General features: G+C 42.1%; 17 protein-coding genes. 10 read left to right on the plus strand and 7 right to left on the minus strand.

From position 1 onward, the window contains the following. The first annotated feature begins 13 nt into the window (after positions 1-13). Both BJP34_RS29730 and BJP34_RS29735 read left to right on the plus strand, forming a co-directional pair. Positions 14-337, plus strand: a complete 324-nt coding sequence (locus BJP34_RS29730) for an MgPME-cyclase complex family protein (RefSeq protein ID WP_070395460.1) — start codon at positions 14-16, stop codon at positions 335-337. Between the two features lie 54 nt (positions 338-391). Continuing rightward, on the plus strand, positions 392-1,036 hold the full coding sequence (locus BJP34_RS29735; RefSeq protein WP_070395461.1) for a hypothetical protein: 645 nt from the start codon (positions 392-394) through the stop codon (positions 1,034-1,036). A 67-nt stretch (positions 1,037-1,103) separates the two neighbouring features. Here BJP34_RS29735 and BJP34_RS29740 read toward each other — a convergent pair whose 3' ends face one another. The 3 genes from BJP34_RS29740 to folD form a co-directional block, all read right to left on the minus strand. Further along, positions 1,104-1,559 carry a divergent PAP2 family protein gene (locus tag BJP34_RS29740; protein ID WP_070395462.1) on the minus strand — a complete coding sequence of 152 codons (456 nt, stop codon included), beginning with the start codon at positions 1,557-1,559 and terminating at the stop codon, positions 1,104-1,106. Between the two features lie 219 nt (positions 1,560-1,778). Next, complete coding sequence (gene crtE / locus BJP34_RS29745) at positions 1,779-2,708, minus strand: geranylgeranyl diphosphate synthase CrtE (protein WP_070395463.1); 930 nt, start codon at positions 2,706-2,708, stop codon at positions 1,779-1,781. 365 nt (positions 2,709-3,073) lie between these two features. Next, the gene (folD, locus tag BJP34_RS29750) at positions 3,074-3,937 is read right to left on the minus strand and encodes a bifunctional methylenetetrahydrofolate dehydrogenase/methenyltetrahydrofolate cyclohydrolase FolD (RefSeq protein WP_070395464.1); all 864 of its coding nucleotides are present in this window, start codon (positions 3,935-3,937) and stop codon (positions 3,074-3,076) included. Positions 3,938-4,127: 190 nt separating this feature from the next. On the opposite strand from folD, the gene BJP34_RS29755 reads away from it, so the two are divergent. The 3 genes from BJP34_RS29755 to BJP34_RS44795 all read left to right on the plus strand — a co-directional run bounded on the left by BJP34_RS29755 (position 4,128) and on the right by BJP34_RS44795 (position 5,358). Beyond that, positions 4,128-4,580: a hypothetical protein gene (locus BJP34_RS29755; protein WP_070395465.1), complete on the plus strand. Its 453-nt coding sequence runs from the start codon at positions 4,128-4,130 to the stop codon at positions 4,578-4,580. After that, a complete protein-coding gene (locus BJP34_RS29760; protein WP_070395466.1) occupies positions 4,570-5,010 on the plus strand; it encodes an NUDIX hydrolase in 441 nt (146 codons plus the stop codon). Before BJP34_RS29755 ends, BJP34_RS29760 begins: the two co-directional genes overlap by 11 nt. A 189-nt stretch (positions 5,011-5,199) precedes the next feature. Further along, positions 5,200-5,358, plus strand: coding sequence for a hypothetical protein (locus tag BJP34_RS44795; protein ID WP_158517541.1), 159 nt, complete (start codon positions 5,200-5,202; stop codon positions 5,356-5,358). 476 nt (positions 5,359-5,834) lie between these two features. On the opposite strand, the gene BJP34_RS29765 is transcribed toward BJP34_RS44795, so the two are convergent. After that, on the minus strand, positions 5,835-6,728 hold the full coding sequence (locus BJP34_RS29765) for an IS982 family transposase (protein ID WP_149031470.1): 894 nt from the start codon (positions 6,726-6,728) through the stop codon (positions 5,835-5,837). A gap of 213 nt (positions 6,729-6,941) precedes the next feature. Between BJP34_RS29765 and BJP34_RS29770 the strand changes: the two genes are divergently transcribed. Continuing rightward, a complete protein-coding gene (locus BJP34_RS29770; protein WP_070395468.1) occupies positions 6,942-7,244 on the plus strand; it encodes a phage tail assembly protein in 303 nt (100 codons plus the stop codon). A 125-nt stretch (positions 7,245-7,369) separates the two neighbouring features. On the opposite strand, the gene BJP34_RS29775 is transcribed toward BJP34_RS29770, so the two are convergent. Beyond that, on the minus strand, positions 7,370-8,350 hold the full coding sequence (locus BJP34_RS29775; RefSeq protein WP_070395469.1) for an ornithine carbamoyltransferase: 981 nt from the start codon (positions 8,348-8,350) through the stop codon (positions 7,370-7,372). Positions 8,351-8,396: 46 nt separating this feature from the next. After that, complete coding sequence (locus BJP34_RS29780) at positions 8,397-9,359, minus strand: aspartate/ornithine carbamoyltransferase family protein (RefSeq protein ID WP_070395470.1); 963 nt, start codon at positions 9,357-9,359, stop codon at positions 8,397-8,399. A 187-nt stretch (positions 9,360-9,546) separates the two neighbouring features. Here BJP34_RS29780 and sbnA point away from each other — a divergent pair, with 187 nt between their 5' ends. From sbnA to thrC, 3 genes are read left to right on the plus strand one after another with little or no spacing between them, the layout of a single operon-like run. Continuing rightward, a complete protein-coding gene (gene sbnA / locus BJP34_RS29785) occupies positions 9,547-10,560 on the plus strand; it encodes a 2,3-diaminopropionate biosynthesis protein SbnA (RefSeq protein WP_070395471.1) in 1,014 nt (337 codons plus the stop codon). Continuing rightward, positions 10,503-11,552 carry a 2,3-diaminopropionate biosynthesis protein SbnB gene (gene sbnB / locus BJP34_RS29790; protein ID WP_070396948.1) on the plus strand — a complete coding sequence of 350 codons (1,050 nt, stop codon included), beginning with the start codon at positions 10,503-10,505 and terminating at the stop codon, positions 11,550-11,552. Before sbnA ends, sbnB begins: the two co-directional genes overlap by 58 nt. Continuing rightward, entirely contained in the window at positions 11,545-12,834 is a 1,290-nt protein-coding gene (gene thrC, locus BJP34_RS29795; protein WP_070395472.1) for a threonine synthase, read from the plus strand. The genes sbnB and thrC overlap by 8 nt, the downstream gene beginning before the upstream one ends. Positions 12,835-13,458: 624 nt before the next feature. Here the strand turns inward: thrC and BJP34_RS29800 are convergent. Then, positions 13,459-13,764: a hypothetical protein gene (locus tag BJP34_RS29800; RefSeq protein WP_149031252.1), complete on the minus strand. Its 306-nt coding sequence runs from the start codon at positions 13,762-13,764 to the stop codon at positions 13,459-13,461. A 413-nt stretch (positions 13,765-14,177) separates the two neighbouring features. Between BJP34_RS29800 and BJP34_RS29805 the strand changes: the two genes are divergently transcribed. Further along, positions 14,178-15,173, plus strand: a complete 996-nt coding sequence (locus BJP34_RS29805) for a tyrosine-type recombinase/integrase (protein ID WP_070395474.1) — start codon at positions 14,178-14,180, stop codon at positions 15,171-15,173. Positions 15,174-15,181: the final 8 nt, after the last annotated feature.

Here is a 15,181-nt window from a genome sequence, read left to right on the forward strand (position 1 = left end):
AGTAACTGAAACTATGCAAACTTACTACTACGTTTTAGCCAGTCAAAAGTTCTTTGAAGAAGAACCATTGGAGGAAGTACTTCGGGAACGTACCAGGCACTATCATGAACAGGAAAAAGAAATAGACTTTTGGTTAGTCAACCAGCCAGCATTCTTGGAAAGTTCCCAAATGTCCCAGGTCAAGCAGGAATGTCCGCAACCAGCCACGGCAATTATTTCTACTAATCCTAAGTTCATCACCTGGTTAAAGCTGCGCCTAGAATTTGTCAAAACTGGTGAATTTCAGGCACCATCAGATGATATACCTGACCCTCTAGCGTCTCTGGCATCAGTTTGATGGTTAGTTTTTTGCTTCCAAGACAGTGGCTATGGGTCTACTATCTAATCATCTATGACCAGGGAAACAATACAGTTTATTTTACAAATTTTCTCGATAGCACTGGCGGCTTTAGCTGGTGTTTTTGATTCGGTTTATGCTCAACCAATAACTCCTCAATGCCAACCACCACAAAACGGCGAGTACATTTTGTTAGTGCTTAGCCGAATTAGGAAAAATCACGAACAAATTCAAAGAATTTTACCCAATAGCGCAAAAACTGATTTTTGTCAATATTTGGAAGACACAGTAACTCGGGTTGGGGGTTTCAGAGGGATTAACGATGCCAAAGATTGGGCACGCTATCTGGATCAGGTAGTGGGATACTCAGCTTTTGTAGTTCAATCTCCACCGTCAAGCCAGCCTACTACTATACAACCTACTACACCAGGTTATACTCCTCAGAGATTGGGTGATGGTTATGCAGTTCTGGTGGACTACTTCAATCAACCAGAAGTGGCATCCCGACTAGAGCAACTACTGGGCGTCAATGTTGGCTTGGTTTCTTATGCTCAGCGACCTTACTTACTGACAGTACACACAACTAGTGAAACCCAAGCTAACTCAATCTTAAGGCGACTGAGCGCAGAGGGTTTTTGGGTAATGGTTGTTGATAGTCGCCGAGTTACCCTACTAAAACGTAAGGTGGTTCGCTTTTAACTAGTTCCGTTTGAACTAGGTAATGGCAAATTACTAATTAAAATTACTAATTAACTAATTAACAGGATTAATAAGCCGTTGCTGCTATACAAGAAATAGCGATACCTAACACCAAACCAACAAGCACCTGAAAAGGTGTATGACCTAATAATTCCTTAAGGCGGTCTTCTTTCAACTCTTTGTCTTCGCTAAAAAACTGATCGATAATTTGGTTGAGAATTCGAGCTTGCTTACCGGCAGCTTGCCTGACACCAGTAGCATCATACATGACTATGATGGCAAACACTAAAGCGATCGCAAACTCTGGAGAAGCCCATCCTACTGTTTGTCCTACACCAAATGCCAAGGCAGTGACGAGTGCTGAGTGAGAACTAGGCATTCCACCAGCAGTTATCAATACCTGAAGATTAGGTTTGCGATTTTTGGTTAGATCAACCAAAAACTTAAATAGTTGAGCTACCAGACAAGCAATGAGCGCAACCAGCAACACCTGGTTGTTTAGGATGTCGCTAAAGTCCTGCATAATTATTTATTTTAAATTGGTCATTGGTCATCGATAACTCAGCATTGGGGAAACGATGAAGGATGAATGATCAAGTATTAATTATTAAGTATCTTCCCCCGATAGCGTCCCTTATAGGGTATAATCAAGGATGAAGTATGTTTTTTTGGTGTTCCTGTAGGCTAGGATTAAACACTTCATCCTTTAACTGTCGTTGGCCTTACCCCAATACCAAGTACCTTAATGAGTGCGATTCACAATAAAATCAGCGATCGCAATCAGGGGTTGAGCCTTTTCCCCAAAGGATTCCATTTGAGCTTTTGCCTCATTCACCAGCTCTTGGGCTTTGGCTTTTGATGCCTCTAGCCCCCAGAGGCTAGGATAAGTTGCCTTTTGTGCTTTAACATCCTTACCTGCTGTTTTACCCAGTTCCTCCTGGGTAGCAGTTATGTCTAGGATGTCATCGACAATTTGAAATGCTAAACCAATATTTTGGGCATATTTGGATAGCCTTTGTAAATTAGCTGTGGTTGCCCCTGCCAATATTCCACCACAAACTACACAGGCTTCTAACAAAGCACCAGTTTTATGAGTATGGATAAAGGTGAGCGTTTCTTCTTTAATATCCGACTTACCTTCTGATTCGAGATCAAGCACTTGACCCCCAACCAATCCGGATGCCCCGACTGCTCTACCCAACCAGGCAACTACCTGCAAAACTTGGGGAGCTGGTACATTTTTAGTTTGAGCCGCCGCATATTCAAATGCATAAGCTAATAAACCATCACCTGCGAGGATGGCAATGTCCTCACCAAATACTTTGTGGTTAGTTAGTTTACCCCGACGGTAATCGTCATTGTCCATTGCTGGTAGGTCATCATGAATCAATGACATGGTATGGATCATTTCCAGAGCGCAGGAGGTTGGCATTGCCATCTCCACTGTGCCACCCATCAGCTCACAGGTAGCTAGGCACAGAATCGGGCGCAAGCGTTTACCTCCAGCCAAAAGAGAATAACGCATTGCCTCGTAAATTTTGTCGGGCTCCATTCGGGGCAGAGCCTGGTCTAAAGCTGACTCAATTAGAGCCTTTCGCTCTTTTAAGTAAGTTACTAAGTCTAAACTTGGGGATTCCCTCTTGGGGGTAGGTCGCCCCTCCGTCGCTACCATGCCTTGATTCCTTGATTATCTGATTCTTCTAACAATTTTACGGGTCTGGGGGTCTTATTGAAACTACCTTGTCTAATTCTTGTGCTTCTCGTTTGATGGACAAAACTCTTTACTGATGCTACTTAGGATTGTCGAGTTTTGAAATTTATCAGTGGCGCTAAACTAAAGTCTAACCCTGTCAATCCCCACATTTAATATGTTCTTAAACAAACAAGACAGATTTATAATAATTTTATATTTTCTAGCTTTCAGTCTTCTTAATTAGTTCTTTTGTTGACCTAGCTTGCTGTGAACTGAAATTACTTTACTCATAAACAACGGTTTAATTGATTGATTGTTATCAATCTTCACGAGAGCAAAACTGTTCAAGAATACCTATTTGTATAACTAAGGATTGTATTATTTAGTAGCATAGCCACTGTCATCGGTCCGACGCCACCAGGGACAGGGGTAATATATCGGGCGGTTTCCTGAACAGAGTCAAAGTGGACATCTCCTACAAGACGAGATTTTTCTTGTTGATCACTAACGCGATTGATACCAACATCAATTACCACAGCACCTGGTTTTACCATGTCCCTGGTAATCAGTTGAGGTCGTCCCACAGCTGCTACCAAAATATCAGCTCGACGTGTCAGCTCACCCAGATCTTGGGTGCGCGAATGAGCAATTGTGACTGTAGCGTTGGCTTCTAGTAGCATCAGTGCCAGAGGTTTACCTACTAAAATACTACGTCCTACCACTACTGTCTGTTTACCAGACAAATTAATCTGGTACTCTTGCAACAGGTGCATGATCCCTGCTGGTGTACAGCTACGTAAACCAGGCTCTCCCCTGAGCAGACGACCTAGATTAACAGGGTGTAATCCATCAACATCTTTATCCGGATGGATTTGGTGCAGTAATGAAACAGCATCTAGGTGGTCGGGTAAGGGCAGCTGGACCAGAATTCCATCTACACGCTGATCTTGATTGAGGGAGTTAATGGTTTGCTCAAGTTCTGCTTGGGACGTGTTACTGGAAAAATGACGACCAAAAGAAGCAATGCCCACCTGACCACAGGCACGTTCCTTATTACGAACATAGGCAGCGCTAGCAGGGTTGTCACCTACCATCAACACTGCTAATCCAGGTGGTCGTCCATATTTTAACGTCAGCTTCTGTGTCTGTTCTTGCAGCTGGGTCTGAATTTTTTTAGCTATGGTCTTACCATCGAGTATGTTGGTCATTGGTCAATTGGGTTAAACAGTGTAGACGGGTGTACAGATGCTGCTTACTTGGGTTAGAACATTGTAGATGCATGGAGCGACTTACTCTAGGCTGGGGAACGAACATTCAAGTTTCAACCTACTTCCTTTTTCACTCCTCCAAACAGAGTTCATTGGCAACTGACAACTGAAAACATCATAGGATTTCAATATGCCAACTAAGTATTGGTCAACTCTTTTACCGTTTTGGGTTTTACTTGTAGGAGCCGGGACTGTTGGCTGTAGTCCCTTAGCCCATAATGGCATTCATCAGCTTAATATTAGCTACCCTGGTGTGAAGGTCACAAAAATCCTTGATATACCACAAAATCAGAATACTATCGATACCGTTTACCTTCGGGGTAAAGTTACTAATCAAGCACCACTTTTAGATGCGAATGCTTATGAACTCCAGGATGCCACTAGTACCATTTGGGTAGTCTCTCAGGGAACTTTGCCCAATATCGGTGATCAAGTCTTGATCCACGGTAAGGCTCAATTTCAAAGCATTCCCATCGCTGGACAAGATTTGGGTGAATTCTTTGTTCAAGAGCTTGAGCAGCTCAAACGGCAAGTCTATCAACCCAAGTCCCCCTTACTTCCAAGACCAACAGATGAGCAGTAAGCAAGTTCAAGTAGCGATCGCTATTCTATATCGGCAAGGTCAGTTCCTGATGCAGCTACGGGACAATATTCCTGGTATTCTTTACCCCGGTTTGTGGGGTTTATTTGGGGGACACATCGAACCTGGAGAAACCCCTATCGAAGCTCTCAAGCGGGAATTGGTGGAAGAAATTAGCTATGCACTACCCTCAGCATCTTTGTTTGGCCATTATCCTGAACCCCATGTGTTCCGCCATGTTTTTGCAGTACCCCTGACCGTGGAAGTCTCACAATTGGTCTTAGGGGAAGGCTGGGATATGGGCTTGTTAACTCCTGAGCAGATTCGTCAGGGCGAGTCTTATTCTGCCAAGGCTGGTCAGGTGCGACCCCTTGGTCCTGCTCATCAGCGTATTTTACTGGATTTTCTGGAGAAGCGATCCAGCTTAGTATAACCGTCCCTAAAAGCGACGCTTGGCCAAGAGCAACCCTCCAACCTTAGACTTTCGTCCACGCTACGGAAACAACCTTCAACCCTTCAGGGACAACAAGCATGCTTGTTGTCCCTGATTTGATTTTAACGATTGTTGAATTGCAATTTGATGGCTCTTCCGTACTTGTTATGCTAAATAAACACTTTCTTGATGCAGTCGCTCATGGGGGAAACCACGGCAGTCGCTCATGGGGGGGACCCCCAAGACCGCGCTGCCTCCCCAAGACCGCGCTGCATCGCTTGGCAAAGGGAGCAGGGAGCAGGGAGCAGGGAGCAGGGTAAAGAGGCAGTATTCAGAAAATTTTATTAGTTAAATTGCCTTATAACCCTTATTCAGCAAGCTTTATGAGTTTTTTTAACTGGAAATTTAGCATAGTAGGTACTGAAGAACCAATTTGATTAAATAATTAATTCCAAAAATCGGATTTATTGGTATTTCTTTTTTGCCTCTAATTCCCTTTAAAATTCACTTTTTATTATTTTTTATTTTGTTAGCAAAAATAACGGGAAGTTAAAGACTGACTGTCATGGGAAGTAGTTCTATTATCAAGATTCTGTCAAGGGAACAGAGTCAGAAGTTACCGTAAGGATAGTGAAGCCTTTATGGTTAGTCGGTTATGCATAAAAACCTGAGTTCGATGTAGAAAGGGACACTGAAAACCAAGCCAGAAAAGACTTATGTCAATTAAGGGTAATTATTGATAATAAACACCAGCAAAAAACTAATCTTAATTTATTAAATTAGGCTAAATTAAAACCTATAAAAAAAATTAGATTCAGGAAAAATTACCCGACTAAAGCGGGTAGATTTTCCTGTTCAGTTTTCTCTACCTTTAAAGAAGGTTTTTTGTTTTGAAATGTATAAGCTACTAAACCAGCTATCATATTTACCATAAAGTTAGAGACACTTCTATGACGAGAATGAGAAACTTGATAAATAGTTTTTAATTGGTCATTAACGGTTTCTATCAATGAACGTTTTCTTAGCATAAATTTTTCCCACAACTCAACTAGCTGATTCTTCATATTTTTCTTAAAAGGAGTAATCAGCTTGAGGGAGTGTAAAGATAACTCTTTAAATAATTTCTTGGAAATGTATCCTTTATCTCCAAAAAGTCTTCCCTCTAAATTTTGTGCTAAGCTGGGTACTGGTACTCGATCATCCACATTGGCTGGTGTCAATTGAAAGGCTAATAATTCTCCTTGATCATTAATGATAAGATGTAGCTTAAACCCATAATACCAACCTATAGAGTTCTTTCCCCAAGCAGATAATCCCTTAAATACCTTATTTCTTTTTGCTCTTTTTGGATGACAGATTGGAATAGGTGTACTATCAATAAAACTAATGCCCGTATTTTTTCCTTTGCGACTATTCAGATAACAAAGTAATGGCATTAAGGTTTGAGGGATTAATTCAATAAAGCGATTATAACTAACTAAATTGGGGAAATGACTTGAGTTATAGTTAGCAATGTGATTGATATAATACCTTTTAAAGCAACGATAATTAGAGCCATGAAAATAAATTAGTATTGTCATCACTTCACTTAAAGCTAGACGATTTTTTCTTTTTCTTTTTTTTTGGGTTATTTTGTCAGAAATAAACTGGCTTTTAACTCCCAATTCAAAAACTTTACAAAAATCGTCTAACTCCCAGAACAAAGTCTCTATATCTATCATGATTATTGTTTTTAGTATAACATTTTAACTTTAATTTAAAGGGGTTTCTATTATTTAAGATCAGCAATTTTCGACCGGTTATTTAATAAAACTTAATTAAATTTAAAAAAAAGTTACTGATTGATTTTTTATCTTCGCCCTATTTCTCAACAAATTTAACTAATTGAGAAATTTAGGATAGGGGATAAAATCCTGTACCTCTTACTGAAAGTGCTTAAGAGCCAATTTCCTTATATCGAACTCAGGTCAAGAGAGTTAGCCAGTCGAGCAGTCAGAGCTATTAAGGACTGGAATTACAATCATCCAGAGCATAAGTGGTGCATAACTAACAAGCTGATTAGTGAGCTAACTGGGGTGACCCCAAAAGCGATCGCTAAGGTTGTAGAGGGAATGGGGATTGAAGACTACAACGCCATGCAGGGACTGACTCCAGTGGTTAATCGCAGTAGGAAAGCTGCTGTAGGAAGCATTTCTGATGTGGTCAGCATAGCTGATATGTTGGGGGTGGATTAGGGGGAAAGGTTCCGTCACTCCTGCCACATCTTGCCACAGTAATGTCAGCACTGCCGCCACCATCAATCCTTCTCTCTAAACTCCAGTTATACTTAAATCAAATTTTTCAGGCACGAAAAAATTGGCTAGTCCATGGTTAGTGCCATCACAGCTTTTTGGACATGTAAACGATTTTCTGCTTCCTCAAAGACAACACTCTGGGGACCATCAATGATCGCATCTGTCACTTCAATATTTCGATCAGCAGGTAATGGATGCAGATAAATTGCATCTTCTTTAGCTGTAGCCATTTTTTCTTCATTCATAATCCAGGTTTGATATTGATCCTGGATTTGCCTACCTTCTTGTACTTCTGTTGTTGTCAACATAGGACTCCAAGACTTAGCATAAACAATATCTGCATCGTGTATGGCCTCCTGCATATTATTGAAAATTTCAAGCTTAGTCGAGTATTTACGAGACTGTTCATAGGCTGTAGCCAGAATAGCAGGCATCAAAGAGAATTCAGGTGGATGCGCTAGGGCAATATCAATCCCAAAGCGAGGCATTTGTAAGATTAGTGATTGGGGAACTGATAAGGGTTTAAGGTATGAAGAAGCATAAGCCCAAGAAATTACCATCTTCTTCTTTGACAAATTACGTCCTTTACTCTCCATAATGGTCATCAGATCGGCTAGAGCTTGAAATGGATGATAGACGTCACACTGCATATTTAGGACAGGCACACGAGCCGCTGCTGCCGTGTGGTTAAGGTATTGATTACCAATTCCCCACCCAATGTGTCTGATGGCAATACCATCAAAGTATCGACCATAGATTTCACCGATTTCTTTCTCTCTATCCCCATGTGAGATTTGAGTGGTTCCTGGCTCAATAAAGGCAGCATGCCCTCCCAGTTGAGTCATGCCAGCTTCAAAAGAACCTCTGGTACGGGTGCTTGAGGAAAAAAAGAGCATTGCCAGGGTTTTATCCCGTAAGTAAGGATGTGGCTCTTTTAATGTCCGCTTTCGCTTCAAATCAAAAGCAACTTCGAGAACTGCTTCAACTTCCTTACGAGAAAAATCTAAGTCACTGATGAAATCTCGCCCGCGTAAATTCATTTCCATCTCAATTTTTCCTTTTTATGCTTATCAGTAACCATACTCACGGGAACTACTCCATTGCTCCGAGTACCAGGGCTAATAACCCCATCCGAACAACAACCCCATTAAAACTTTGTTGCCAGTAACGAGACCAACGGGTATTATCCACATCAGAGGGAATTTCGTCCATGCGAGGGAAGGAGTGCAGTAAGATGGCATCTGATTTGGCTTTTGTCATGAGTAATTCATGGCTAATCTTATAGTTTGTGGGTGTTAGTTCAGGTGTATCACTGGTACTACTTCGATCATCGTAGGATTTGGTATAGTCTGGTTGGATAACAGGCTCGACTAAGATAACATCCGCATTAGTGATCGCTTGCTCCACATGTTCAGCTTCATCAAAGGCCAAACTAAGCTGTGATAATTCCGTCTTAAATTCTGTCGTGAGAGACTGATGAGGAGGGGCAACGAAGGTGGTTGGACAATCAAACTGGGTTAAAGCGTAGGCTAAAGAATGCATCGATCGCATTCGCATATCCCCAACTAGCAACCATCGCAACCCATCAATTCTACCCTTTTCTTTAAGCACTGTATAAAGGTCAGTGAGTGCTTGGGTTGGATGTTCTCCCCAACCATCGCCACCATTAATGACTGGAACTGAGGCCCATTTCGCAGCTTCATGGGGTGCTCCTTGTTGAAAGTGACGCATGACAATTATATCACCGTAGCACTCCAGCATCTTCACTGTGTCTTTAATCGACTCTCTGTAAAAATCGCCTGCCCGTGTCATGGTAACATCAGAGAACCCTGTGACTTGGCCACCTAAACGAATCATTGCTGCTTCATGGGCTAAACGAGTTCGAGTACTGGGTTGATAGAACGCAGTGACTAATGTTTTTTCTTTTAGTAAATCTGTATTTCGACGATTATAGGCAATAGGTGCAAGTTGAGCACACACTTCAAACAAACGGAAATAATCTCCACGATTGAATCCTTTGAGTGAAAGAATATCTCGTCCTAGAAAACTATACATAACTTAACATCCTCAATTCAACAAGATGATATTATATTTTAAGCAGGTGCACAAAATTAATTACACATTTTCCAAAACTCAAAGCCTTACTATGTAAGGGGTACAGAGATTGGTAGTAGGAAATTAATTTTGTTTAGGTGCTTATGACTTATCAGCTAAGCTCAACTGAATCTAGGAGGTACATTTAATGGGGTTGGGTATCATATCTGCTATCGGAAAAACACCCCTGATTCAACTATCAAAATTTTGGGAAGATAGCAAATTTAACATCTTTGCTAAGTTAGAGTTCCTCAATCCAGGTGGTAGTATCAAAGATAGACCAGCTCTTAACATTATCCACTGTGGATTGGAAACAGGTCAGATTGATTCAAATACAGTTGTAATCGAATCTAGCTCTGGCAATATGGCCATTGGTCTGGCTCAAGCTTGCTCTTATTTTAACCTTAGCTTTATCTGTGTTGTTGATTCTAAAACCACCACACAGAATCTTCAATTACTCAAGCTATACGGAGCAAAAATTGACATAATTGAACAGCCTGACCCCGTTACAGGTGAATTTTTACAGGCAAGGTTGAACCGCGTTAAGACCCTATGCAATTTGATTCCGAATAGCTTTTGGCCAAACCAATATGGCAACTATCTTAACCCTGAGGTACACCACCAGACTATGGATGAAATTGTGAGAGATTTGGGTGAACAGGTCGATTATTTATTCGTAGCGACAAGTACCTGTGGGACAATTCGAGGCTGTGGGGAATATTGTCGCACTCATAACCTCAAAACGAAGGTTATTGCTGTGGATGCATTGGGTAGCAAAATCTCTGGTAATGAGCAGGCAGAAAGGCTGATTCCAGGATTAGGGGCTGGGATTAAACCAGAGCATTGCAAAGCAGAGTTGATTGATAAATTTGTGCAGGTTTCTAGTTTAGACTGTGTTGTAGGTTGTCGCCACTTGGCCAGGACAGAAACAATTTTGGCAGGCGGTTCTGCGGGAGGGATTGCGATGGCGATCGCTAAAATGTACTCAGAAATTCCAGCAGGCTCAAATTGCGTTGCTATTTTGCCTGATCGAGGGGAACGTTACCTGGATACGGTTTATTCGGATACATGGGTTCGAGACAAATTCGGTGAGGTTGATAATTTATGGAAACAGCCTATCAAGGTTTTGCACAGCAACAGCCTGGTGATGTCATCGTCTTAAGTGCGTCAGACATTTTGTCACTTTTAGCTGGACGGGAAAAAGAATTAATTGAAGTCGTCCGGCAAACTTATATCGCCCATGCACGGGGCGAAAGTGCTTTGCCCCCCTCACCCTTTTTACGCTTTGCAAATCATCCTAAGAACCGGATTATTGCCAAGCCAGCTTATTTGGGTGAAAGTTTTGAAACAGCAGGCATTAAATGGATTTCATCTTTCCCTGATAATTATCAATTTGGTCTGTTGAGAGCTTCTGCCGTCATTATTCTCAACTCTGTAAAAACGGGATTTGCTGAAGCGATTTTGGAAGGTTCAGTGATTAGTGCCAAACGAACTGCTGCGAGTGCAGCGCTGGCTGCGAGGCTTTTGCAAAGTGAAACCCAGCCTGAATCAATCGGCATTATTGCCTGTGGCGTGATTAACTTTGAGATTACCCGATTTCTCTTAGCTGAGTTTCCAACTGTTAAGAATTTGGTCATTTTTGATATCGATCACGAGCGAGCAGTGCAATATAAAAGTCGGTGTGAGACAAATTTTGAGACTCCTAATATAACAATCGCCAATGATATTAATACGGTCTTAAGCAGTACGTCTATAATATCCATTGCTACAACAGAAACAACCCCTCATATTTTTGAAATTTCTGCTTGTCAGCCAGGGAGTAATATCTTGCACATATCCCTCAGAGATTTTTCACCTGAAGTTATTCTGAGTTGCGATAATATTGTAGATGATGTTGAACATATTTGTAGTGCTCAAACTTCCGTTCACCTTGCTGAACAAAAAATAAACCATCGACACTTTATTCGTGGTTCAATCGGAGATATTTTATGTGGTAAGATACTGGCTAAACCAACACCCAGTGCGATTACAATATTCAGTCCCTTTGGTCTGGGAATTCTTGATCTAGCAGTAGCTAAACTGGTACACGAATGGGGTATAGCCAGAAATCTTGGTACAGTGATTCCATCCTTCGGCTGTCTTCCCCATGAGTAACTTCAATCACACTAATTATGCTCAAAATCTCAAGCAGGTTCTAGGCTATAAATGTCTGATTTGTGGTCAAGAATATCAGCTGCATGAGATTGAATATATTTGTCCTAAACACGGGAATGAAGGAATTGTTGATGTTATTTACGATTATGATTTTCTAAGAAATAAGCTTACCAAACATCAGTTAGCCAATTGTCAGGAACACAATATATGGCGATACAAACCATTTCTACCAATACAGCCTGATGCGCCAACTCCACCTCTGCTAATTGGCTGGACACCAATATACCATGCTCAGATCTTAGGGCAAAAACTAGGTCTTCCCAACCTATGGATCAAGGATGATGGACGTAACCCAACAGCGTCTTTTAAGGATCGAGCTAGTGCTATAGCCATCGTTAAAGGGCAAGCCTGTCATGCAGAGATCATCACCACTGCTAGCACAGGCAACGCAGCCGCATCACTAGCAGGTTTATGTGCCAGTGTAGGTCAGCGGAATGTCATTTTTGTACCTCGGACTGCACCGGAGGCCAAAATAGCTCAACTTTTGGCTTATGGGAGCACAGTTTTGCTAGTGGATGGAACTTATGATCAAGCCTTTGAACTCTGCTTGGAGGCAGCATCGGAATTTGGTTGGTATAATCGTAATACAGCTTACAATCCCTTTATGAGTGAGGGAAAAAAAACCGCTGCATTGGAAATATGTGAGCAATTCAACTACAACCCTCCTGATAAAATCTTTGTTAGTGTTGGTGATGGCTGTATCATTGGTGGCTTATACAAAGGATTTCAAGATCTCCAGGCATTGGGATGGATCGAGAAAATACCTCAACTTATCGGAGTTCAATCCAAGGAAAGTGCTTATCTCTACGAAGCATGGAAAAATAATGAGTCCGTTTTGGATAAACCTCCGATCAAAGCCAATACTCAAGCAGATAGCATCGGTGTTAACTTACCGAGAGATCGATTGAAGGCAATAAGAGCTGTTACAGAAACGAAAGGAAAATTTCTGGCAGTTAGTGATGAGTCACTACTTGCTGCCATCCCTGCTCTGGGATCAGCAACAGGTATTTTTGCTGAACCTGCTGCGGCGGCTGTTTATGCTGGCTTATTAGAAGCAGTTGCTCAGGGATTAGTTAGTGCTAGCCAGACAATTCTTCTTATAATTACTGGTCATGGTCTCAAAGATATCTCTGGCGCGATGAAAGGTATCAAAAAAGCTGGACTTAATTCCAAGGTAATTGAACCAACCTTATGTGCAGTTAAGAATCACCTCAATCTTTAAGAGGCTGCCTCTAAAGAAAAGTAAAGTTGACTCAACTAGGCGCTCGCTGGAGACTGTGCTAGCCTGCATTATTCATAAGGGTATTGCCAAAAAACAAGCATTGTTTTTTTATATGGTTATTGTATTTTTCAGGCAATACTTCTATGAATTGTCGGTGGTTGTGGCGTGAGGGTCATATGGGTAGTCAAGTGGGCATGATGTTCTATGAAGGGGTTAAGAGTAGTCAAGTCAGGTTAACTAAGTATCGTCTCGTCATGGGTGGTCAAGTAATGATAACCACTGTAAGCCAACTAAACCTAGTTACGAATAAATCGCTGTAAACTATACTGTATGGGCGTTGTAGTCATCAATAGACCCTCTGACTACCCATAAGCCCCCTTGACTACCCATAAGCCCCCTTGACTACCCATAAGCCCCCTTGACTACCCATAAGCCCCCTTGACTACCCATAAGCCCCCTTGACTACCCATAAGCCCCCTTGACTACCCTTAGCTCCAGCATGAAGCGCTATACCCCCTTGACTATTCATGGTAGAAATTCATGCTCTAGGGGAGTTTGAGGTAACTGGAGAATACCAGCTTCACTAAAGATTGACCGCCACGGAAAAGCTAGCAACCAGATCGCTTAATTTTCATCATCAAGTTCATCACAATCGGCTAAGAACCTCTGATCATAACGTTGTGTACTTTTTAATGCCTCTCTCTTCCTTAAAAGTTCTCGATAGGCTTGCTCTGTTCCACAAATGATAGGGTGGCTGCCTCCTTCAGATTCAAGCCATGTATCCACACCAATCTGTATCCACCCTTCGTTAGAAAGTTCTTCAGACCATTTTGTACACCATTCTTGCAAATTCTCCTGGTAGCTTGCGGCATCTTCTGGAAAGAGCTTTTCATCCTCTATGATGTCAATGAGTCTTTCAGGTTTTGACATAACCATCTCACAAGCTTTGAGTCTGTCAGATGTCCTAGTGTCCTCTGACCGAGCAATCGACATGATGATTTCGATGCATTCATTACTGTATCGCGCACTTTGCAAGAGGGATTCTTTGTAAGTATCAAGAATCTCTTGGTGTGTCTGCTTCAGAGATTCTTCAGCCTCTGTAAGAGCTTCTCTAAACTCAGGATTGTTGAGCCAACGACCGATGGTGACATGGCTGACACCTACTAACTTACCTGTCGCTCTTTTGCCAGAGCCTTTGGCAAGTGCACTGAGTATAGGGTTCGCTCAAGCATCTTTATGACCAAGTAATAGTGAAGTGCCTTGTTGGGGGATTATCGGTACTTAAAGAGGCTATAATAGTACTAGATGCTTAACAACTTCACGTTAATGGCACCAATGGCACCGTGGATACTCATACCCCAAACCACATCACCCCTCAACCTGACCACCTGACCATTACTACAGCAAATCTACTAGAAGCTTTTGCTGATTTCCTCGATATCGATGTGGCAGCAGGAGATGCTGCAGCTGATACCGTCAATACCTACCGCCGCCAGGTTCAGCAGTTTGTGAACTGGTGCGATCGCATAAATCTTCATCCAGCTGCAGTTACTAAAGAAGACATTAAGCGTTACCGCCGCTGGATGGTAGACACTAAAAAATTTAAGCCAGCAACTGTATCACTAAAGTTGTCAGTTGTCAAGCGTTTTTATCAAGCTGCTGTGGAAAAAGGACTGATTACGATCAATCCAGCTCTTGGGGTGAAACCGCCACGGGAAAAGCTGGACCCGGCGGCAAGGATTACGTATTTGGAAAAGCCTGAAGTTGAGAAGTTGTTAGGAGCGATAGTGAATGATGGTAGCCTTAAGGCAAAGCGGGATAAACTTCTGCTGGCAATCATGATATTGGAAGGTCCCCGTAGCATTGAGTTACATCGGGCAAATGTCTCTGATGTAGTTAAGCAGGGGGGTAATCTGGGAATTCGGGTCGAAGGGAAGCGTAATATTAGAATAGTGCCATTAACACCAGATCTTGCCGAGTTGCTAATGGCTTATATTGAAGCAAGGTCAGAAAATGGGGAAGTGGTCAAACCATCGAGTCCTCTATTTATAGCTGTTGGAAACAGGGCAGGTGGCAAGCGGATTTCCCGGCGGGGGATTCGGCTAGTTGTAGATAGCTATCTTGAGCAAACTAACCTTAAGCAAACACCAGGAAGAACTATATCAGCCCATAGCTTGAGACATACCGCAGGTACGTTAGCTCTCCGTTCTGGTGCTGAGTTACGGCAAGTACAAGATTTGTTGGGACATGCCGATCCCAGAACAACTTGTATTTATGCCCATGTAGCGGATCGCTGGGAAAATAATCCAGCATTGAAGCTGGGCATTAACCTATCGTGATCATCTAC

It is taken from the genome of Moorena producens PAL-8-15-08-1, assembly GCF_001767235.1.
In the GTDB taxonomy this organism is placed as follows: Bacteria; Cyanobacteriota; Cyanobacteriia; order Cyanobacteriales; family Coleofasciculaceae; genus Moorena; species Moorena producens_A.